The organism is Curtobacterium ammoniigenes NBRC 101786 (assembly GCF_001571045.1).
Lineage (GTDB): Bacteria > Actinomycetota > Actinomycetes > Actinomycetales > Microbacteriaceae > Curtobacterium > Curtobacterium ammoniigenes.
Window position 1 is genome coordinate 86,250 of record NZ_BCSV01000001.1, and the last position, 21,497, is coordinate 107,746.

A 21,497-nucleotide genomic window follows, 5' to 3' on the forward strand; every position below is an offset into this window, starting at 1 on the left:
CGGTGGGTGCCGCAAAGCCCTCTACCTGGGTGCCGTGCAGATTCGAGGGCGTGTTCTCACCGCTACGCGCTCTGCTGCAGCGCGAGCAGGGTGAGCGCAGCGTCCTCGGGCCCGTAGTCGAACAGTCGATCCCAGAACGGGTCCGACGCCCACGGCACATCGCGGCTCGCCGGCGTCGATCGCGCCGTTTCGACCAGCCAGTCGAGTTCGGGTCGAACGGCCTGCTCATACTGCGGCGGGTTCCAGCCGAGTGCTTCCGCAGCTGCGGTGTCGAGGATGAACGGGTGGGGCGCCGACCACGGGGTCAGGCCGAGGAATGCGGGCGCGGTCTCGTCGAGCAGGAACTCCTCGAACCGATGATCGAGATGCGCTGCGATGCTTCGGACGATGTCGCGCGCAGTCGGTGCTGAACGATCGGCGACGTTGAGGATGCGCCTGCCCGGCTGGTCGGCCACGATGCGCGCAAGGGAGGCGATGCCGGCCGCGGCGGTCGTATGGTCCTGACCACGGCCTCCGTCGGCGAGCGCGATCCGCTCCCGGCCATCGAGGACGCGGCGGACGACGAACCATTCACGCGGTCGGCCGATCCCGACGCCGTACACCTTCGAGGGCCGGAGCACGGTGGTCGGAAGGTCGCTGTCGAGCAGGAGCTCCTCTGCCGCCACTTTGTTCGCCGAGTACCCGTCGCGTCCGGTCGGATCGCCGTCACCGGCGTGGACGGTCGGCTGCAGCTCGGTGATCGGGCCGGCGAACACCGGCTTGTCGACGCTGTTCGCGTGTCGCCCCTGCTCGTCGATGTAGACCGCTTTCGACGAGATCATGACGAGCGAGCCGACATCGCCGGCGTACGGCAACAGCTGGGCGGCATCGCCACGTGTGGCGCAGACCGTGTCGACGACGAGGTCCGCGCCGGGGCGCAGCAGTTCGCGGAGCAGTGCGGTGTCGCGCCGGTCGCCGCCGACGAACGTGGCGCCTGCGCGTTCCAGCTCTGCGGACCCCAGGGAGGCGTGGCGCGCCACGATCTCGACCGTCCAGTCGTCGGAATCGCCGTCTGGGCTCCGGCTCCCGGCGGTCGACGCATCCACGGTGCCCAGGAGTTCCCGTGCCACGGCGGACCCGATGCCGCCTGTCCCGAAGATGACCGCGCGTCTGGTGCTCATTCGGCGTACCGCCACCACTCCGCGAGGGAACCGTCGTAGACGCGAACATGCTCGTGGCCGAGGACGGTGAGCGCCAGCGCGTTCGCGCATGCATTGCTGCCGACCCCGCAGTAGGTCACGATCTCGTCGGCGTCGAGGATGGGCCCGAACGTCTCTGAGAGCACGGCCGGCTTGTGGAACGCGTTCGTGTCCGCGTCGATGAGACGACGCGACGACACGATCTCGCTCCCGGGAATCAGCGGCGGGTGCTCCGAGCCGAGCTCGACCGCGTCGATCGAGCAGACGAGCGCTCCCGCCGCGGCTCCCGTCGCGATGCGCTCGACGTGCCCGCGGTCCGTCCACGACGGGCGCTCGATCGGCGGGGTGAAGGGATCCGCGGGGAGAGCAGGAGCCCCTCGCATTGCCCCCGCTCGGGTTGGGCGCCCTTCCGCCTGCCACTTGCGGAATCCGCCGTTGAGGACCGCGACCCGGTCGAACCCGAACGCGCGGAACAGCCACCACATGCGCGAGGACCATTGACTGATGTCGTCGTCGTAGAGGACGACGGTGGAGTCGCGGCCAATGCCGAGGTCGGCGATCGCCGCCGCGAATTGCGTAGCGTTCGGCCGTGTGAACGGTATCGGTGCGGTCGGGTCGCTGAACGCCGCTCGCACATCGGCGAAGACAGCGCCGCGGATGTGCCCGACGGTGTCGTATGCGGCGCGCACGGATGCCCAGCGGGTTGCCGTTCCCGTGCCGCTCGAGTGCACCGACGCATCGACCACGACGAGTTCATCGGACCCGAGGTGGTCGGCAAGCCACTGCGTCGACACGAGCGGCGAGGTCAGGACCGGGGGCATGCATCCACGCTAACGAGGACCTCCGACGCTCACCAGTGAGCCGCAATAGAGGGTCATGGGAACGACCTGGACTGGACACGACGGCGGCTCCTGGAACATCGTCCAGGAGCCGCCGGTCGGTGTCAGTGCGCGTTGACCACTTGGTTCGGGCCCGGGTTGGCGGCGTTCACCGCGCCTCCCGTGCTGTTGATGACCGAGTCGATTCCACCCGACCCGTTGAGGAACCGGGTGAGCAGGTCATGCATCGTGATGCCGGGGGTTCCCGGCGTCGCGAACGCCTCGGTCGCGTGGATGTCGATGTTCTGGTCGAAATAGCTGTAGCTGCCGAGCCCCGCCCCGTTGAAGGTGCGAACGCGCGGTCCGACCGCGAGCGCCGGGTATCCCTTGACCGACGAGGACAGGTTCCAGGCAGCCTGGCTCGGCACGTCGTACGGCATCTCGTTCTGGAAGAAGATGACCCGTCCGTTCTCGCCGTTCCACTGCACCTCCGTCTTCTGGAAGTGCTCCACGAACAGCCCGTAGGCGGTGACGTCGTCGCCGTTCACAGTGACACCGGTGTTCGCCGTGTTCTGCGTCCAGCCGACGCCGTTGCCGTGGTCCGCTCGCCATGCCCAGATGTCGTCGGCGATCACGTGGGATCCGTCGATGGTGAGCGCCGTGTCCGTGCTGCCCGCGGTGGCGCCGCCGACTCGGAAGAACGTGTCCGAGATCAGGGTCGGTTGCGTGTGCGGGTTGCCGCCCGGTCCGACGTGCAGGAGTGTGCGAGATCCGTGCGCTCCGGCGTCGAGGATGAGGCCGGTTACGGTGCTCCCTGGCGCGCCGTTCAGGTCGAGTGCGTCGTTCGACGCGGCGGGGACGAGCGTCGCGAAACCGAGCCCCATGACCACCGTGTTCGGGTGGACCACGCGAATCGGCTGCGAGTAGGAGTAGACGCCCGGGCTCAGCAGCAGGTTCTCGCCGTGGGCGAGGGCGACGTTGATCTGCTGGATCGGCGTCGACGGCGTGGCGACGAGGAATCGGTTCAGCGGGATCGCCGGGGAGGCTGCATCAGCGTTCCACGATTGGCCTGCGGTATTCGTCGCTGCGGTTGGCACCTGAACGGCGAAGGAGCCGTTCGCCTGGCGCACGAGGAACGGTGTCTCGCGCGTGACGGGGCTCGCCGGGACCGTCGTGTACGGCTGACCGCCGGTCTGGCCGAAGGTCTCCGCGGGTGCGCCGACGACGCCCGAGAACACCTGGTTCCACACGCCGTTCGACCAACCGTTGAGGTTCGAGTTGCGCACGACGAACTGCTGCTGCGAGCCGTTCACGATGCTCTTCGAGAAGGAGGAGTCCGCGATGAAGCCGCCGCTGGCGTACTGCGGGCCAGCCGTGCAGTAGTCCATGAGCGTCGTCGGACCGTTCACCTGCACTCGACGCATCGGCGCCGCTTGAGAGACGGCCCAGAACTCGGTGTTCGTCCGGCAGCCGCTGAGCCCGGTCGGGTTGATGGTCAGGTTGGACAGCGACCGCCAGAAGTTGTTCAACGCGATGCAGTTCTGGCCGCTGCTGTCGCACTGGTTGAACACGTCGATCTGACCGTTGACGACGACGTCACCCGGTTGCGATCCGAGTCCCGCGACCTGCTCGTAGTAGCCGACCTGCACGTCGAGCGGGTTCGCGGCGCTGCCGTACGTTCCCGGCGCGAACAACAGCGTGTAGCGCTGCGGTCCGAACTGGTTCGATACCTGCTGCGCGGAAACCGCGTCGAAGGCCGCCTGGATGTCCGCCTGCGGGGCGGACGGTGTGAAGAGCATGACGTTCGGCCCGAGCGCCGGAATCCCGAACTCCTGCAGTGCCGCAGCGACGGATGTGGGCGCGGCCGCGGCTGCGACCGTCGTCTGTCCCAATCCCGCTGCGATCATCGCGCCGCCGATTGCGAGTCCCATCGCAATTCTGCGCGCTCCCCTGAAACGCATTCGATGCATGACAACCAAACCTCTCTGTTTGGAATCGCTGAGAATCGCAGAGTAATCGGAGGCGACGCTCAGCGGGAGACCAGTGCGTTCTCCGGCGGACTCAGCAAGACTCGCGGAGCGCCCATTTCTGATCCTTCAACCTCCGGGAGGCCCGGTGCCCGTGACGCGGAGACGCCGACGGATCCTGCATGGCTGGCGGCTGACGGCCCTCGTGGCTGCGGTCGTGGTGGTCGTCGCCGGAGCAGTAGCGATTCCGCGCGTGGTGAGTGCTGCGTCGACCGCGGCGGGCCTCCGCAGCGAGGTTCTGCCCGCCCCGGTGCACGGCACGACCACGGTCGACGTCGCAGCGCGGCGCGTGCCCAACACGACCGGGGTCCCCGGGGTGCTCGCGTGGGATACGCAGGGGTGGCCGGGCAATGCATCCCATCCGGCTGGGTCGGTCGAGCACGTGCATGTGACGGGGCCTGTCCGATACGCGGTAATTCCGCCCATCGGCGGCCCGCACAACATCGTCTGGATGAACGCGGGCGTGTACACGCGCCCGGTGCCGACGGAGCGCGCCGTCCACAACCTCGAGCACGGCGCGGTCTGGATCACCTACCGACCGGACCTGCCGCAGGATCTGGTGACGAGCCTCCGGCGGTTCGTGGACCGGCAGACGATGATCCCGGAGCCGGGGCGTGTCGCCGGACAGGCCAATCGGTACATCGATCTCAGCCCGTGGGCATCCGATGCGTTGCCCGCACCGATCGTGATCAGTTCGTGGGGGTACCAGCTCCGGCTGCAGACCGTCGACACCGCGCGGCTGCAGGAGTTCGTCGACACGTTCCGGCATAGCCGCCGGTACTCGCCGGAGTTCCACGAACCGGTCGACGGCCAGCCGGTATCAGTTGGCGGTCGGCCGGCGTTCGATGGCAGCGCGAAGCCGAATCCGGCCTGATGAACGAGGTATCCGTCCCCGCGCGCTGATGGCGCGGAGACGGATACGCGACGGGTCCGCCAGTGGGGGCGTCAGTGCGCGGCCGCGGGAACGGCTCCAGTGGTGGTGGCACCGGCGGACCGCAGGCGCTCCTGACGGACCGAGTGCCGGTTGACGACGAGTGCGCCGGCCAGCGCGACGAGCACGAGCACGCCGGCCGAGATCGCGAACGCCACGTGGTAGCCGTCAAGCGTGGCCTGCGCGACCGCGAGCTTCGTCGGGGCGCCCGAGCCAAGGGAGTTCTTCACCGTGTCGGCGAAGATCGTCGACAGCAGTGCCGTCCCGATGGAGCCACCGATCTGCTGCATCGTGTTGACCGTGGCCGACGCGACGCCGGCGTCTTGGCGCGCGACACCGGTCGTCGCCGTGTTCATCGCCGACGAGAACACCATGCCCATGCCGAGGCCGATGACAATGAGCGCGGGGAGCACGACGCCGGCGTACGAGCTGTTGAGCTGGGTTCGGAGGAGCAGCAGGAGGCCCGCCGCGGCCGTGAAGCCACCGACCGTGATGAGGATCTTTGGACCGATTCGCGGCAGCAGGCGCCCCCCGATCTGCGTCGCAGACACCATGATCGACAACGGCATCGGCAGGAACGCCAGCCCCGTCGTGAGCGCGCTGAAGCCGAGCGTCTCCTCGAGGTAGTAGGTCAGGAACAGGAAGATCCCGAACATCCCGATGGCGACGAGCCCGATCGCGATGAGCGATCCGCCGCGGTCACGGTCGAGTACGACTCGCATCGGGAGGAGCGGGTGCGCGACCCGCGTTTCGATGATGACGAACGCGACGATCAACACGACGCCGGCAGCCAGGGTGACGATGGTCCACACGTCGGACCATCCGTTCGTCTCCGCGTTCGAGAAGCCGTAGACGATCCCAACAAGACCTGCGGTGATGGTGAGAACGCCGGCAATGTCGATGCGCGGGCGCTCGGCGCGAGGCGGCCGAACCATGAAGACGAGCGCGCCGATGATGCCGATGATCGCGAACACGATGTTGACGTAGAGGCACCACCGCCACGACGCGTACTGCGTCAGTACTCCGCCGAGCAGGAGGCCGATCGCAGCGCCGGAACCGGCGATGGAACCGAAGATGCCGAACGCCCGGCCGCGCTCCTTCGGGTCGCGGAAGGTTGTCGTGAGCATCCCGAGGGCCGATGGCGCGAGGATCGCGCCGAAGGCTCCCTGCAGCGCACGTGCCGCGACGAGCATGCCGAACGAGCCGGACACGCCGCCGAGCGCGGAGGCGCCGGCGAATCCGATCAGACCCACGATGAATGTGGTCTTCCGGCCGAAGAGGTCGCCGAGGCGGCCGCCGAGGAGCAGCAGAGAACCGAACGCCAGTGAGTAGGCGGTCACGATCCACTGGCGGTTGTCGGTGCTGAAGCCGAGGTCATGCTGCGCCGAGGGCAGCGCGATGTTGACGATGGTCGCGTCGAGCACGACCATGAGTTGCGCAAGGCCGATCACCGCCAGGACGAGCCAGCGGTGTTCCGTTCGCTCGGACCGGTTGCGTCGAGATTCGGGTGGATTGAGAGAAGTCATGGGGCCCTCTGCCTTCGCATAGCGGATGGAGGAGGCGCGCACCGTTGGGCGCCGATCGTGCGGTTCAGGTGGTGCTGGTGTCGTGCGACGCCGAACGGACTGTCAGCGTCATGCTCGAAGCGGATGCAACGTATCCGCTTCGAGTCAGTGTAGACCGAAACGGACGAAGTGCATCCGGTTATTCCGAGAATTGTGGATTACCGTTTGGGTGTGCTTCACGACAAGTCCCAGTGGGACGCCGATCAGGACGGTCGTCCCGAGCGAGCCGATGCTGCGCGGAATCGTGAACGCATCCTCGAGACGGCGAAGCGCCTGTTCGCCGAGCAGGGCATCGGCGTCACCCTCAACGACATCGCGAAGGCGGCCGGTGTCGGCGTGGGGACCGTGTATCGCAAATATCCGGACAAGGCAGCCCTCATCGAGGCGCTTGTCGCCGCCAAGTTCGCGGCGCTCACGGACATCGCCGATCGCGCCCTCGCGGAAACGGATCCGCGCACCGCGCTGCGCACGTACCTGCGCGGGGCGATCGCGCTTCGTGCGCGGGATCGGGCGATCGCCGATGTGATCGTCCGCGCTGCGAAGGGGACTCCCGCGGTGGTGCGTGAGCGGACACGACTCGACGCGGTCGTGACCGCGCTCGTGCAGCGCGCCTCCGATGCGGGCGTGATTCGCCCGGGGTTCGATGCCCGTGACCTCCCGATGCTCACCCTCATGGTCGGCGCCGTTGCCGATCGGGCGCGCGGCTGCGATGCCGCTATCTGGCCGCGCTACGCGGAACTCATCATCGACGCGGTCTGTCCCCCCGCGGATGCCAGAGCGATGGTCGGGGAGCCGCTCGACATGGCCGAGATGGAACGCCTGCTCGCCGACGCCAAGGCGTAGCGGTCGGCGCATTCCGCGCAGCCGTCACGTTCCGAGCGGTTGCGGGTTTCGCGCAGCCGGAGCGATCCGGCGCTTACAGCCAGGATCGGAACCAGTAGTGGGACGAGATGAACGCCCACGACTCCTGCATCCCGGTCCACATCGGATACCAGTACGCGGACGCGGCGGTGGCGACGAGCAGATACGCGCCAGCGCCGACGAGTCCCGCGGTTCGTCGTCGGCGGATCGCATCGCGGTGTCCGATGACGAGTCCGATCACTGCCGCCAGCGCCATCACCATGTACGGCTCGAAGGCGATCGTATAGAACTGGAACACGGTCCGCCCGATGTAGAGGAGCCACGGGAGATACCCCGCGGCGACGCCGAGCAGGATGAACCCGTATTCCCACCGGCGCCGCGTGACGAAGAGCACGAGCAGGACCACACACGCGAGGACCGCCGCGTACCAGATGAAGGGGTTCGCGATATCGGTGATCGCCGCGCCGCACCGCTCGCTCGTGCAGCCGCTCTGACCGAGGCTCGTGCCGACGTAGTACATGCTCGTCGGTCGCACCATGAGCATCCAGGTCAACGGGTTCGCCGCGTACGAGTGCGGGGTATGCAGACCGATGTTGAAGTCGTAGATCTGCACCTGGTAGTGCCACCAGTTCTGGAAGCTTGTCGGAACCCAGGCCAGCACGCCGTGCCAGCGGGTCCCGCCGCCGCTCTGGATCCAGGTGCGGTCGTATCCGCCGCTGGTGAGGAACCAGCCGGACCATGACACGAGGTACAGCACGAGCGTGATCGGAACCGTCAGGACGAACGAGATCGGTCCCTGACGCAGGATCGCGCTCGACAGCCAGAACTCGATGCCCGCTCGCCGCTGCGCCATCATGTCGGTGAGCACGCTGTACACCGCAAAGAACGCGACGAAGTACAGGCCCGTCCACTTCGTGCTCATTGCGAGGCCGCACGCCGCCCCCATCGCGAACAGCCATGGCCGGTTCCACATCCACGGGCCCCAGAGGGTGTCGCGACCCGATGACGCACGCTGCTCGATCCAGCGATCCAGTCGCCGTTCCATCCAGCGACGGTCGAGCAGGAGCGCGCCGAAGGCGAGCAGGGCAAAGAACCCGACAATGCCGTCGAGCAAGGACACTCGCGACATCACGATCGCCTGCCCGTCGATCGCCATGAGGAAGCCCGCCACTGTGCCGAGGAGCGTCGATCGCAGCAGCGACCGAGCGATCACCGCGACGAGGAACACGGTCGCGATGCCGATGAGCGCCACGCTGATGCGCCAGCCGACCGCATTCGTCGCACCGCCGAAGGCGAGCTCGCCGAGCCCGATGATGTATTTGCCGAGTGGGGGATGCGCGATGAACTCGGGTGCGTGCGAGTAGATGTTCACCGCCCCGGCGGCGAACTTCGCGTCGGTCGTGTTCGTCAGCTGCGTCGACGCCGGCCACGTGCCCTCGTAGCCGAGGTGAATCAGGCTCCAGGCGTCTTTGACGTAGTAGGTCTCGTCGAAGACAAGGGCGTGCGGACGACCCAGGTCCCACAGCCGAAGGAATGCGGCGAGGAGGGTCACTGCGAGCGGTCCCGTCCACCGCCAGACGCGCAAACGCCACCCCACGGACAGCACACGTCCCCACCATGCGTCGAGCCGCGTCCCGCGCGGCTCGACGAGATACGACGGAGCGGTCGGCTCGGGCTCGGCCAGTTCGGTCGTCACGCGAGCATCCTACGGACGACCGGAGGTCGGGCCGTGCGGACGCGGCCATGAATGTGGACAGGATCGAGCCAGGAGAATGGTGGTGTGATCATCCTCGCTGCGACCCCGATCGGCAACCTCGGCGACGCGTCGACGCGACTCATCGAGACGCTCCGGAATGCCGCAGTGATCGCTGCTGAGGACACGCGGACAACCATCCACCTGCTCCGCGCACTCGGCATCGAGGAGCGGCCGCGGCTGATCGCACTGCATGAGCACAACGAACGGGAGCGTGCGGGCGACATCGTCGAGCTCGCGCGCGATGACGATGTGGTCGTGCTGACTGACGCCGGCATGCCCGCCATCAGCGACCCAGGCTTTCCGCTCGTGCAGGCCGCAGCCGAGGCCGGGGTCACGGTGACCGTCGTACCCGGACCGTCCGCCGTGCTCACCGCACTGGCGCTCTCCGGCCTGCCGACCGATCGCTTCACGTTCGAGGGGTTCCCGTCTCGGAAGGGCGGCGATCGACGGCGAACGCTGGCGAGCCTCCAGACCGAACGGCGAACGATGGTGTTCTTCGAGTCGCCGCACCGGATCGCGCAGACGCTGGCGGACATGGCCGACGCGTTCGGTCCCGACCGAAGCGCCGCCGTGTGCCGAGAGCTCACGAAGCTGCACGAGGAAGTTCGGCGCGGGCCGCTCGGCGAACTCGCGGACTGGGCCGCGGAGGGCGTCCGCGGCGAGATCTGCGTCGTCGTCGGCGGCAGCCCGAGCGACGCTCCGCTCGACCTCGACGCGGGTGTTGCGCGCGTGCTCGAGCTCGTCGCGTCCGGTCTGCGGATGAAAGAGGCGGCAGCATCGGTTTCGGAGTCGACCGGCCTGTCCCGCCGAGCGCTCTACGAAGGCGCGCTCGCAGCCCGCTGAACCGGGTTGTCCACAGCCTGCGGCAACCGCCGAGTGCACGCACCGGGGAGGCGCTGCTGCCGTCATGCGTCGAAGCCCCGCCCGTAGGATGGTCGCCATGGCCGACGGCTCCTTCTCCATCACCACGCCGATCTTCTACGTGAACGACGTCCCGCACATCGGGCACGCCTACACGGAGGTCGCGGCGGACATGATGGCGCGCTGGCATCGTCAGCGCGGGGACGACACCTGGCTGCTGACCGGCACGGACGAGCACGGGCAGAAGATCCTCCGGACTGCTTCTGCGAACGATGTGTCGCCGCAGGAGTGGGCGGATCGGCTGGTGCGCGACGCGTGGAAGCCGCTCCTCGAGACCGTCGACATCGCCAACGACGACTTCATCCGCACCACCGACGAGCGGCATGTCGCCGGCGTCACCGCGTTCCTGCAGAAGCTGTACGACGACGGCTACATCTATGCCGGAGAGTTCGAGGGCTACTACTGCGTCGGGTGCGAGGAATACAAGCAGCCGAGCGACCTCGTTGCCGGCACCGGCCCCTACGAGGGGCAGCAGGTCTGCGCGATCCACTCGATCCCGGTCGAGGTCCTGTCCGAGCGCAACTACTTCTTCCGGATGTCCGATTTCGAGCAACGGCTGCTCGACCTCTACGAGTCACGCCCGGACTTCATTCAACCCGAGAGCGTCCGCAACGAGATCGTCCAGTTCGTCAAGCAAGGCCTTCGCGATCTCTCGATCTCGCGATCGAGCTTTGACTGGGGGATCCAGATCCCCTGGGACCCGAAGCACGTGCTCTACGTCTGGTTCGACGCGCTGCTCAACTACATCACCGCGCTCGGGTACGGCACCGCCGACGATGAAGCGTTCCGCCGGCTCTGGCCGAGCGTCCACATCGTCGGGAAAGACATCGCGCGCTTCCACGCCGTGATCTGGCCCGCGATGCTCATGGCTGCCGGGATCGACGTGCCCGAGCGGGTGTTCGGCCATGGCTGGTTGCTCGTCGGCGGCGAGAAGATGTCGAAGTCGAAGCTCACGGGCATCGCGCCGTCCGAGATCACCGACACGTTCGGCTCGGACGCCTTCCGCTACTACTTCCTGCGCGCCATCACGTTCGGCCAAGACGGCAACTTCTCGTGGGAGGACATCTCCGCGCGGTACCAGGCCGAACTCGCCAACGGCTTCGGGAACCTGGCCTCGCGCGTCATCGCGATGATCGGACGCTATTTCAACGGGGTCGTACCGGAACGTGTTGCGCTCGAACCCGCCGACTCGGCGATCGATGCGCTCGCCGTGTCGGTGACCGAACGCGCCGACGCGGCGGTCCGAGCGTTCGCTCCGCACGATGCGATCGCGACGATCTGGGAGCTGGTCGACGCGCTCAACGGGTACATCACGGACCAAGAGCCCTGGGCGCTCGCCAAGCAGGAGGGGCAGCGCGACCGCCTCGCGACCGTGCTGACAACCGCTCTGCGCGGCCTCGGGACCGTGAACGTCCTGCTGTCGCCGGTGATGCCGAAAGCCACAGCGAAACTCTGGGCGGCGATCGGTGACGGCGGTGGTGTGCACGAGCAGCGGATCGATCAGGCTCCCTCCTGGTCTGGTGCGGCGCAGGTCGTCCCGCTCGACGGCGGACTCTTCCCACGCATCGAGCAGGTCGAGGCCGCCGAGCAGCAGGTTCACGCGTGAGCGACCCAAATGCCCCGGACGAGTCGCACGTTCGAGCCCGGCGCGACCAGGGCGGTCAGCGGCGCGATCTGACGTACCCGCCGCTGCCGCAAGCACTCGTCGTCCCGGTCTACGACAACCACACCCACATGGAGATCGCAGACGGGGTGGGCGACGGCGGCGACGGGCCGCTCGACTACCGGGAGCACCTCGACCGCGCATCGAGCGTCGGCGTGCGGGGCGTGGTCCAGGTCGGTACCGACCTCGAGACCTCCCGCTGGTCGGCGGAGATCGCTGCTCGTGAGCCTCGCGTGCTCGCGGCCGTCGCGCTGCACCCGAACGAAGCGCCGGAGCTCGAGGAGCGCGGGTTGCTCGACGACCACCTCGCAGGGATCGCGGAACTCGCAGCCCTGCCGCGGGTGCGCGCCATCGGCGAGACCGGGCTCGACTACTTCCGAACCGAAGGGCCCGGTCGCGCCGCACAGATCCGCTCGTTCGAAGCGCATATCGCGATCGCAAAAACGCACGGTCTTGCGCTCACGATCCATGATCGAGACGCCCATGAGGACGTCATCGCCACGCTCGATCGCGTCGGCGCTCCCGAGAAGACCGTCTTTCACTGCTTCTCCGGCGACGCCGATCTCGCCAGGCTCTGCGCCGAACGGGGCTGGTACATGTCGTTCGCCGGCACGGTCACGTTCAAGAACGCGCAAAGCCTCCGCGACGCGCTCGAGGTCGCGCCCCGGCACTTGATTCTGATCGAGACCGACGCCCCCTTCCTCACGCCGACGCCTTATCGCGGTCGCCCGAACGCGCCCTACCTGATCCCCCTGACCCTCCGGTCGATGGCGGAGACGATCGGCACCGACCCCTCCATGCTCGCCGCCCAGATCTCGTCGAACACGGAGCTCGTCTACGGCCGCTGGGACGCCGACCCCGTGACCGTCACCGAGTGACCGCGGACGGCATGGTCGACAGCACACCGTCCGCGAACGGTCCCGAAGCGGTTTCCCGGCTCCTCGGTCCGGCGGAAATCCGCGACCTTGCCGATCAGCTCGACGTCACGCCGACGAAGAAGCTCGGCCAGAACTTCGTGCACGACGCGAACACGGTGCGCCGCATTGTCAGCCTCGCGGGCGTCCAAGCGGACAGCAGCGTCCTCGAAGTCGGCCCCGGCCTCGGCTCGCTGACGTTCGGCTTGACCGAAACCGGCGCCGACGTGACCGCCGTCGAGATCGACCGCAGGCTCGCCGACCAGTTGCCGGCCACGGCCGCGGCCCTGCAGCCGAACGCGCGGCTCCGAGTCGTGCACATGGACGCACTCCGGCTGCAGCCCGACGACCTCCCCGTCGCACCGACGCATCTCGTCGCGAACCTGCCCTACAACGTGTCCGTGCCGGTCCTCCTGCACCTTCTCGCGAGATTTCCGACGATCGCCCGCGCCCTCGTCATGGTGCAGGCCGAGGTCGGTCACCGGATCGCCGCGGCTCCCGGCTCCAAGGTGTACGGCGCACCGAGCGTGAAAGCCGCGTGGTACGGAGCGTGGCGCGTTGCCGGCCAGGTCAGTCGGCAGGTGTTCTGGCCTGTTCCCAACGTCGACAGCGTGCTGGTCGCATTCGAGCGCGGGACCGAACCGGGCGAGCCGGGGCTGCGAACCGCAATGTTCAGCCTGGTCGACGCCGCGTTCCAACAGCGACGCAAGATGCTGCGCCAGAGTCTTGCGGGCCTCCTGGGAGGCAGCGCGGCCGCAGCGTCGGTCCTCACGGAGGCTGGGATCGACCCGACCGCCCGCGGAGAGGCGCTCGACGTCCACGACTTCCTCCGAATCGCTCGAACGGCGCCCGCTCATACGTCGAACGCAACGGACTGACGCACGATTCGTCCGCGTCGGAGGCGCTGCCTAGGCTGACGACGTGACCGAACCCCGCGTCCACGTCATTCACGAGAATCCCGAGTGGTTTCCGCCACTCGCCGCTGCGTTCGCCGAAGAAGGCGTCCCCGTGGCCGAGATCCTCCTCACCGACGGGGCGATCGACCTCGACGCCGAACCCGAGCCCGGCGTCTACTGGTCGCGCCTCTCCGCATCCAGCCACACCCGCGACCACGCAGACGCGAAGGAATACGGGCGCGCGTTGCTCGGCTGGCTCGAGCGCGCAGGCCGCACCGTAGTCAACGGGAGCAGCGTGCTCGAGATCGAGGTCTCGAAGGTGCGGCAGCACGGACTGCTGCGCGCCGCGGGCTTCGACGTCCCTCGGACCGTCGCGGCCTTCGGACGGGCTGATCTCATCGCCGCCGCCGAACGATTCGTCGCCGCGACACCCGGCGCACCGTTCATCACCAAACACAACCAGGGCGGCAAAGGGCTCGGCGTTCGCCGCTTCGACGCCGTGGCCGAACTGCGCGAGTACGTCCAGAGCCCCGCGTTCGAAGCCCCGGTCGACGGGATCACGCTCATCCAGGAGCACCTGCGGTCCGCCGAGCCGTTCATCACCCGCGTCGAGTTCGTCGACGCGGCATTCGTCTACGCGGTCCGGGTCGACACGAGTGGCGGAAGCTTCGAACTCTGCCCGGCCGACGCCTGCGCGGTGCCCGACGCGACAGCCCGCGAGCAAGGCGGTGCCTTTGCGCCCGCAGCGTGCGACGTCCCCCTGGCCGGGCCGGCCGCCTCACCGTTCACGCTCCGCGATGACATCCAGGCATCGACGCCGATCGTGCAGCGACTCGAGCGGTTCCTCGCCGACGCTGGCATCCAGATCGCGGGCATCGAGTTCATGGAGACCGACGACGGCCGCACCGTCGTCTATGACATCAACACCAACACGAACTACAACCCCGACGTCGAGTCCGTCAGCCCGGTCTCGGGACCGCGAACGATCGCGGCGTATCTCGGACGCGTCCTCGCCACCGCGACGCCGGACTCGTCACCGCGGCAGACCGCTGACCGCTGACCGCTGACGGCAAACCCCGCGCCGACTACCCAAGGACCCTCGTGCGATTCGGATACTGGACTCCGCTCTTCGGCGGATGGCTGCGCAACGTCGACGACGAGCAGATGGACGTCAGCTGGGACTATGTGCTGACGCTCGCCCGGCGCGCCGAGGCGCTCGGCTTCGACCTGACGCTGGTGCCCGAGCTCAACCTCAACGACATCAAGGGCACCGCCCACCCGAGTCTTGAGGCCTGGGCGCTCGCGGCGGCGCTCGCCGCGACGACTGAGCGCCTCGAGATCATGGCGGCGATGCGGCCCGGCTACCACCTGCCCGCCGTCACGGCGAAGCAGGCAGCCACGATCGATGAGATCTCCGGCGGTCGATTCACCTTCAACGTTGTCAGCGCGTGGTGGGCGGAGGAGGCGCGGCAGTACGGAGGCATCTTTTCCGAGCACGACGACCGGTATCGCCGCACTGCGGAGTTCGTCGAGATCATGCAGGGCCTCTGGCGGCAGACGCCATTCTCCTTCCACGGCGAGTACTACGACATCGACAACGCGCACCTGGAACCGAAGCCGCGCGTCCTTCCGCGGATTTACGCGGGTGGCGAGTCCGAAGCCGGCAAGTCGAGCATCACGAACTACGCCGACGCATACGTGACGCACGGCGGTACGGTCCATGAGCTTCGAGCGAAGATCGCTGAGATGCGCGAACGCCGCGACGCTGCAGGCAAGCCGCCGTTCGAGGCGTTCGGAATGGCGGCATACGTCATCGTCCGCGACATCGAGTCGGAGGCGCGGGCCGAGTTGGCGCGCATCACCGACGTGCAGCACGGGTCGGCCTACGAGTCGTATCAGGACTTCATCTCGAAGTCGCAGCTCGAGCGGGTGCCGAGCCTGGAGGACTACTCGGTGTCGAACCGGGGCCTCCGTCCGGGACTCGTCGGAACGCCGGAGCAGGTCGCGGAGCGAATTCGCGCGTTCGAAGCCGTGGGCGTTGACACGTTGCTCTTGCAGTGCTCGCCGCAACTGGAGGAGATGGAGCGGTTCGGCAGCCAGGTCATACCACTGCTGCGATGACGACGTGGATCGGCTGCCGCTGCCGACGAGCCGCGGCGGGATCAGTGCCTGAGCCGCGTAGCCGCCGTCGAAAGGACATCGTCGCTGCCGCGTTTCGCGGACACCCCGACGGGTCGATAGGTTGGGTCGCATGAGCCCGCACGCTGCCCGCCGAAGTGTGCGATCCCGCGCTCCAGGCAAGATCAACGTGTTCTTGGCCGTTGGAGCGCTGCAGGACGACGGCTATCACGAGGTTGCGACGGCGTACCAGGCGGTCTCGCTCTACGAGGACGTCACCGCTGTCGAGGCGGACGATTTCGCGGTTGAGATCACTGGTCCGATCGACACGACCGGTGTGCCGGTCGACGGATCGAATCTTGCACTGCGCGCGGCACGGGCGGTCGCCGAACGCAGCGGATACCGCGGGGGCGTCCATCTGACCATCGAGAAGCGCGTGCCCGTTGCCGGCGGCATGGGCGGCGGTTCCGCCGACGCGGCAGCGACGCTCGTTGCCGTTGATGCGCTCTGGGGGACGGCGCTCGGGCGCGATGAGCTCCTCCGCATCGCTGCGGAACTCGGCGCCGACGTGCCGTTTGCGCTCGCCGGCGGCACCGCAGTCGGAACCGGGCGCGGTGACGAGCTCTCCGCGGCCCTCGCGAAGGGGGAGTTCCACTGGGTGCTCGCGCTCGCGGAGGACGGGTTGTCGACGCCCGCGGTGTACCGCGCGTTGGATGAGCACCGTGATCGGCACCGCGCTGACATCGGTCCGGTGCGGGCAACGCCCGTCGTGGACGCGAATGTGTTGCAGGCGCTGCGTGCCGGCGATGCCGAGTTGCTCGCCGAGTCCCTGCACAACGACCTGCAGGCTCCCGCGATGCGGCTCGCGCCGAAGCTCGCGGCGACGCTTGAGGCGGGTGAAGAGGCAGGTGCGCTCGCGGGGCTCGTGTCCGGATCAGGGCCGACCGTGGCATTCCTCGTCGCCGATATCGATGCCGCGCTCGAGGTGCAGATCGCGCTGTCCGCGTCGGGCGTCCGGGTCGCTCGCGCGACCGGTCCCGTGCACGGAGCCCGCTTGTTGCACTGAGCGCGGGCGTTGCGCTGAGCGCGCTACTGCGCTGCGGGCGTAGGGACGCGCTGCGTGCGCTTGATGCCCTGCGCTGCGGTGGCTGTTCGCCGTCAGTCGAGGGTGGCGGCGGGATCTTGGGAGAGGATTTCGCGTGCCCAGTCGACGCTGTCGCTGTCATGTCGCAGCGCGAGGTCGACCTGGGCTTGCTCGGCGTCGACCGCGTGCAGGCGGTCTGGTGGTCCTGCGGAGTGGCGCATGCGTTCGTTCGACACGACAGCCTCCCTGACGTCGCGAGTGCCGATCACCGGTGAGCGGTGACGGTCAGTCTGCTGCCGAGCGCTGTGGATCAGCAACAGGAATTCCGAATGTTCACCCTGTGGAGAGCCGACGGTACTCGACGACCTGCTCGTTGCCTGCGAACCATCGGCCAACGATCCCAAAGCCGTCATGGGTGAGCTCGTGGTCGGTTTGCGAGACGAGTGCGTCCCCGGATGCGCCGACGAACCATACGGTGCCGATCCGCTGGAGGCGGGACGGGAGGGTGGTCGCGAGCGATCCGTTCTTCGCCCAGAGTTGCCCGCGTTCTGCGCCGGTGCTCACCGTGAGGAGGTCGCGGAGTCCGGTGAATGCGTGCGGGTACGCGACGGCCAGTGCACTGCTGGTGGCGGAGGAGTGCCCGGCCAGTTGACCGTAGATTATGCCCTCGTTCGGATCGGGGTCGAGCCAGCGTTGGTGCTGAACGATCGCGGCTGCCGCTGCCCAGTCGGCGCCGTCTTTCGCGGTCGGAAGCCTGGCGAGCACTGTCGGGCCGATGCAGAGCACGAGGAGCGTGCCCAGAGTGACAGTGAAGGGCCTGCGGGCGATGACGCGGCGGAGACGGAGCAGCGGGGATCGGCCGGACGTCCGAACCAAGTCGGAACGGCCTGTTTCGGTGACCGTCCGCTCGCGTGCCGCGAGTTGGCGCAGGCCGAGCGCGATGAGTATTCCGACGAACGGCGCTGACAGCGTCGCGTACTTCGGCGTCCAGATGGCATGCCCCAGGGCGGTCGCAGTGACGAGCGCGAGCACAGGCAGCGCGCTCGCGGTGATGAGCAAGGGTCCAGGTGCGATGCGTGGGTGCGTGGTCCGTTCGGGTTGCGCCGCGCACGCATCGGCGTTCTCGGGGGCGGTCGCCGCGTGTCGAGCCCGGAGGGCCGCTCGGCTCCCGAGCGCGAGCAGCGGCCAGGCGAGGACCGCGATTACTGTCCAATCGCCAAACCACGCCGTTTGGAAAACTTGGATCAGCGTTTGCGCTGAGAATCCAGGGATCCATCCGATCTGACCGGATTGTCGCAGTGCCGTGACGGCAATGGGCGACGCGGCGGCGATGGCACAGCAGCTCGCCATGAACCAGGCCGCCAGAACACCGGCGTGCAGATCGTCGCGAACACGGCCCCTTCGCCGGGATGCCCATCGCTGCCAGACCAGGCCCGCGCCGTGGGCGAGCACGATCAGCCCGAGGAACAGATTCAGCGCGATGCTGAGCGCAGCGAGCAACGAGTACGCAGCCCACCATCCGGCGGCAGGTGCGCCGCGCCTCCCGACCGCAGCGGTGAGGACCAGGGTCAGCGCGACAGCCAGCACCGTGATGAGCGCGTAGGGGCGGCCTTCGCCGGCAGCCCACTGCGTCCGCGGCAGCGCGACGAAGATGACGCCCGCCAGCAGGCCCAGCTCGCGGTCGCCGATTCGACGGCCCAGCGCCACGACAAGCGCGGCCGACACGGCCACTGCGAGAGCGCTCGGTAACCGCAACGTGAATGGGCTGTATCCGACGGCGGCGAACCAGATGTGCATGCCGGCGTAATACAGGCCGTGCACCGCGTCCACGTGATGCAGTTCCGTCCAGAGCGCGCTCCAGGAGCGCGTGGCACTCGTGATCGTCGCGGCCTCGTCGTACCAGACCGAGGGGACCGTGATGCCGACAAGCCCGATAACCAGCCCGAGCACCCCGATGACCAGCTCGGGAAGCGCACGCGTCAGCCGCTGCGTCGTCCCCGTGACGCGAGCGGACGCGCGGGGGAGCGCGATCGCTTCGGTCCGGGGGATGCTCACGCCGTGACGCTATCCAGGCAAGACGAGCGCTCGGGGTGCCGCGACGATGGCTGTGCTGAGATTCTCCACACTCGCCTGCTGTGCAGACAGCCGTCCACAATCGGTCGGAAGGCGTCGCTCGCCCCGCGCGGTCCCGCCTACGCTGGTCGGATGGCACATCTTCTGGGCGCCGAGAACCTCCATCTCGAATACCCGACACGCGTCGTCTTCGACAGCGTGTCGCTCGGGATCGACGAGGGTGACCGGATCGGTGTCGTGGGCCGCAACGGAGACGGAAAGTCGACCCTCCTCGGGCTGCTCGCCGGGCGCGTCGAGCCGGACTCGGGGCGCGTGACCCGACGGCGCAACGTCACCGTCGGGTATCTCGATCAGCGCGATGATCTGCCAGCGGGTGCCCGCGTCGGCGCGGTCGTCGTGGGTGACCGCGCCGAACACGAGTGGGCTGGCGATGCTCGAATCCGAGACGTCATCGGCGGCCTCGTGCCCGACGTGGACTGGGAGGCATCCGTCGACGAGCTCTCCGGGGGGCAACGCCGTCGCGTGGCACTTGCGCGTCTGCTCGTCGGTGACTGGGATGTCCTGTTCCTCGATGAGCCGACAAACCATCTTGATGTAGAGGGCATCGCCTGGCTGGCTGAGCATGTGCGGGGGCGGTGGGCGGCGAACGCCGGCGGCCTCGTCGTCGTCACGCACGACCGATGGTTCCTTGACGCGGTTTCTACGTCCACGTGGGAAGTGCATGACGGTATCGTCGAGCCCTTCGAGGGCGGCTATGCCGCCTACATTCTGCAGCGCGTCGAGCGGGATCGTCAGGCCGCGGCGTCCGAGAGCCGGCGGCAGAACCTCGCCCGGAAGGAGCTCGCATGGCTCCGACGGGGTGCCCCCGCTCGCACAAGCAAGCCGAAGTTCCGGATCGATGCCGCCAATGCGCTGATCGCGGACGTCCCGCCGATCCGCGACACGGTGGCGCTGACCCAAATGGCGACGGCGCGGCTCGGCAAAGACGTCGTCGATCTGCTCGATGCCGGTGTGACGTACCCGGGCGACGTCGAGCCGACACTGACCGGAGTCGAATGGCGCATCGCTCCGGGTGAACGGACCGGCATTCTCGGTCCGAACGGTGCCGGGAAATCCACGCTGCTCGGGCTCGTATCTGGCCGCGTCCAGCCGACCGCCGGGCGCGTGAAAACCGGAAAGACCGTGCAGGTCGCGGTGCTCGACCAACAGCTGGCCGATTTGCAGCAGTTCGCCGACGACCGTGTTCGCGCGGTCATTGCGCGGAAGAAGACCTCATATGTGGCGGACGGCAAGGAACTCACCCCGTCGCAACTTCTCGAGCGGCTCGGGTTCACCTCCGCGCAACTGTCGACGCCCGTTCGTGACCTCTCGGGTGGTCAGAAGCGGCGTCTCCAGCTCATGCTCGTGCTCTTGGACGAGCCGAACGTGCTGATTCTCGACGAGCCGACAAACGATCTCGACACCGACATGCTCGCCGCGATGGAGGACCTGCTCGACTCGTGGCCCGGCACCCTGCTCGTCGTGTCGCACGACCGGTACCTGCTCGAGCGCGTGACCGACCAGCAGTACGCGGTTCTGGGCGGCCAGATGCGGCATCTCCCCGGTGGCGTGGACGAGTACATGCGCCTGCGGAGCGCTGGGAACGCCGGTCAGACCGGAGGCCCGAGCCAGCTGCAAGCGTCCGCCCCCGTTGCAGACGCGTCCGCACCCACTGCGGTCGCCGCTGCGCCGAAAGGTGCGACGGCGTTGAGCGGCGCCGATCGGCGCAACGCCGAGAAGGAGGTCGCCTCGCTCGACCGGAAGATCGCACGAGCGGGCGCTCAGCGACAGCAGATCCTCGATGCCTTCGCGTCGCATGATCAGTCGGACTTCACCGGGCTCGGAACGCTGCAGGAGCAGCTCGCCGCCGCAGAACGCGAGCTCGAAGCGCTCGAGGGTCGTTGGCTCGAGGTCGCCGAACTCCTCGAATAACGGGCCGCTCGAGCGTGGGCTCGTCAGTCGCCCAGGCTGACTGACAGTGAACGGAGGAGGTCTGCGAGCGTTCGACGCGCCTCCGGTTCGAGGTCGGCGAGCAGGGCGGCCTCGGCCTGGACGAGACCGGCGATGGCAGCATCGATCGAACGGCGCCCTGCGTCCGTGAGCGACACGATGATGCCGCGACCGTCACGAGGGTCAGTTCGACGGCTGACAAGGCCACGCCCCGCGAGCCGGTCCACACGGTTCGTCATCGTTCCGCTCGACACGAGGGTCTGCTGCAGCAGCGCCTTCGGGCTCAACTCGTAGGGGGCGCCTGCTCGGCGAAGCGCGGACAGGACATCGAACTCCCATGACTCCATGTCGCCCGCTGCGAACGCGGAGCGCCGCGCCAACTCCAGGTGCCGTGCGACGCGTCCGACGCGCGAGAGCACGTGAAGCGGCGCGAAGTCGAGATCCGGCCGCTCCCGCTGCCAGGCGGCGACGATCCGATCGACCTCGTCCTCAGCTCCGCCCGCAACCGTCACCCCTCCATCATGGCGGTCCCGCGCCGAACCCGGACGGTCCTCGGGCATGGGAAGATAGTTCGGCGTCGCGCCACCGCGACGCGTTCCGCCTTGGTGTAACGGCAGCACGACGGCCTTTGGAGCCGTGAGGACTAGGTTCGAATCCTGGAGGCGGAGCTTGGGGCCGTTCGGCCTTTCTCGAGATCTCATTC

The 21,497-nt window shown here is 68.1% G+C and carries 18 protein-coding genes and 1 tRNA gene; 11 read left to right on the forward strand and 8 right to left on the reverse strand.

Features of this window, described 5'->3' with window-relative positions:
• Positions 1–62: 62 nt before the first annotated feature.
• The 3 genes from CAM01S_RS00385 to CAM01S_RS00395 form a co-directional block, all read right to left on the reverse strand.
• Positions 63–1,160, reverse strand: coding sequence for an NAD-dependent epimerase/dehydratase family protein (locus CAM01S_RS00385; RefSeq protein WP_066514488.1), 1,098 nt, complete (start codon positions 1,158–1,160; stop codon positions 63–65).
• Positions 1,157–1,999 carry a sulfurtransferase gene (locus CAM01S_RS00390; RefSeq protein WP_066514491.1) on the reverse strand — a complete coding sequence of 281 codons (843 nt, stop codon included), beginning with the start codon at positions 1,997–1,999 and terminating at the stop codon, positions 1,157–1,159. Before CAM01S_RS00390 ends, CAM01S_RS00385 begins: the two co-directional genes overlap by 4 nt.
• Positions 2,000–2,121: 122 nt before the next feature.
• Positions 2,122–3,927, reverse strand: a complete 1,806-nt coding sequence (locus CAM01S_RS00395) for a pectate lyase-like domain-containing protein (RefSeq protein WP_217999696.1) — start codon at positions 3,925–3,927, stop codon at positions 2,122–2,124.
• Between the two features lie 190 nt (positions 3,928–4,117).
• On the opposite strand from CAM01S_RS00395, the gene CAM01S_RS00400 reads away from it, so the two are divergent.
• On the forward strand, positions 4,118–4,897 hold the full coding sequence (locus CAM01S_RS00400) for a thioredoxin-like domain-containing protein (RefSeq protein ID WP_169795793.1): 780 nt from the start codon (positions 4,118–4,120) through the stop codon (positions 4,895–4,897).
• Between the two features lie 71 nt (positions 4,898–4,968).
• Here the strand turns inward: CAM01S_RS00400 and CAM01S_RS00405 are convergent, their stop codons facing one another.
• Positions 4,969–6,480: an MFS transporter gene (locus CAM01S_RS00405; RefSeq protein WP_066516565.1), complete on the reverse strand. Its 1,512-nt coding sequence runs from the start codon at positions 6,478–6,480 to the stop codon at positions 4,969–4,971.
• 210 nt (positions 6,481–6,690) lie between these two features.
• On the opposite strand from CAM01S_RS00405, the gene CAM01S_RS00410 reads away from it, so the two are divergent.
• Positions 6,691–7,362, forward strand: coding sequence for a TetR/AcrR family transcriptional regulator (locus CAM01S_RS00410; RefSeq protein ID WP_066514496.1), 672 nt, complete (start codon positions 6,691–6,693; stop codon positions 7,360–7,362).
• A 73-nt stretch (positions 7,363–7,435) separates the two neighbouring features.
• Here CAM01S_RS00410 and CAM01S_RS00415 read toward each other — a convergent pair whose 3' ends face one another.
• Positions 7,436–9,076, reverse strand: coding sequence for a dolichyl-phosphate-mannose--protein mannosyltransferase (locus tag CAM01S_RS00415; protein ID WP_245631487.1), 1,641 nt, complete (start codon positions 9,074–9,076; stop codon positions 7,436–7,438).
• Positions 9,077–9,160: 84 nt separating this feature from the next.
• On the opposite strand from CAM01S_RS00415, the gene rsmI reads away from it, so the two are divergent.
• The 7 genes from rsmI to CAM01S_RS00450 all read left to right on the forward strand — a co-directional run bounded on the left by rsmI (position 9,161) and on the right by CAM01S_RS00450 (position 16,714).
• On the forward strand, positions 9,161–9,979 hold the full coding sequence (gene rsmI, locus CAM01S_RS00420) for a 16S rRNA (cytidine(1402)-2'-O)-methyltransferase (RefSeq protein WP_066514500.1): 819 nt from the start codon (positions 9,161–9,163) through the stop codon (positions 9,977–9,979).
• Positions 9,980–10,076: 97 nt separating this feature from the next.
• Positions 10,077–11,663 carry a methionine--tRNA ligase gene (gene metG, locus CAM01S_RS00425; protein ID WP_066514504.1) on the forward strand — a complete coding sequence of 529 codons (1,587 nt, stop codon included), beginning with the start codon at positions 10,077–10,079 and terminating at the stop codon, positions 11,661–11,663.
• Positions 11,660–12,598, forward strand: a complete 939-nt coding sequence (locus CAM01S_RS00430) for a TatD family hydrolase (RefSeq protein ID WP_066514506.1) — start codon at positions 11,660–11,662, stop codon at positions 12,596–12,598. The genes metG and CAM01S_RS00430 overlap by 4 nt, the downstream gene beginning before the upstream one ends.
• Positions 12,599–12,609: 11 nt before the next feature.
• Complete coding sequence (gene rsmA / locus CAM01S_RS00435) at positions 12,610–13,512, forward strand: 16S rRNA (adenine(1518)-N(6)/adenine(1519)-N(6))-dimethyltransferase RsmA (protein ID WP_066516569.1); 903 nt, start codon at positions 12,610–12,612, stop codon at positions 13,510–13,512.
• Between the two features lie 43 nt (positions 13,513–13,555).
• On the forward strand, positions 13,556–14,590 hold the full coding sequence (locus CAM01S_RS00440; RefSeq protein WP_066514510.1) for an ATP-grasp domain-containing protein: 1,035 nt from the start codon (positions 13,556–13,558) through the stop codon (positions 14,588–14,590).
• Between the two features lie 41 nt (positions 14,591–14,631).
• Entirely contained in the window at positions 14,632–15,651 is a 1,020-nt protein-coding gene (locus CAM01S_RS00445) for an LLM class flavin-dependent oxidoreductase (RefSeq protein ID WP_066514513.1), read from the forward strand.
• Positions 15,652–15,781: 130 nt separating this feature from the next.
• A complete protein-coding gene (locus tag CAM01S_RS00450; protein ID WP_066514516.1) occupies positions 15,782–16,714 on the forward strand; it encodes a 4-(cytidine 5'-diphospho)-2-C-methyl-D-erythritol kinase in 933 nt (310 codons plus the stop codon).
• A gap of 92 nt (positions 16,715–16,806) precedes the next feature.
• On the opposite strand, the gene CAM01S_RS00455 is transcribed toward CAM01S_RS00450, so the two are convergent.
• Positions 16,807–16,968: a hypothetical protein gene (locus CAM01S_RS00455; protein ID WP_157071325.1), complete on the reverse strand. Its 162-nt coding sequence runs from the start codon at positions 16,966–16,968 to the stop codon at positions 16,807–16,809.
• A gap of 97 nt (positions 16,969–17,065) precedes the next feature.
• On the reverse strand, positions 17,066–18,787 hold the full coding sequence (locus tag CAM01S_RS00460; RefSeq protein WP_066514522.1) for a glycosyltransferase family 39 protein: 1,722 nt from the start codon (positions 18,785–18,787) through the stop codon (positions 17,066–17,068).
• A gap of 150 nt (positions 18,788–18,937) precedes the next feature.
• Between CAM01S_RS00460 and CAM01S_RS00465 the strand changes: the two genes are divergently transcribed.
• Entirely contained in the window at positions 18,938–20,776 is a 1,839-nt protein-coding gene (locus CAM01S_RS00465) for an ABC-F family ATP-binding cassette domain-containing protein (protein ID WP_066514526.1), read from the forward strand.
• Positions 20,777–20,799: 23 nt separating this feature from the next.
• Here the strand turns inward: CAM01S_RS00465 and CAM01S_RS00470 are convergent, their stop codons facing one another.
• Positions 20,800–21,354 (reverse strand): MarR family winged helix-turn-helix transcriptional regulator, encoded by a 555-nt coding sequence (locus tag CAM01S_RS00470; protein WP_083527587.1) that lies wholly within the window; start codon positions 21,352–21,354, stop codon positions 20,800–20,802.
• A gap of 36 nt (positions 21,355–21,390) precedes the next feature.
• On the opposite strand from CAM01S_RS00470, the gene CAM01S_RS00475 reads away from it, so the two are divergent.
• A tRNA-Gln gene (locus CAM01S_RS00475) sits at positions 21,391–21,462 on the forward strand.
• Positions 21,463–21,497 lie beyond the last annotated feature (35 nt).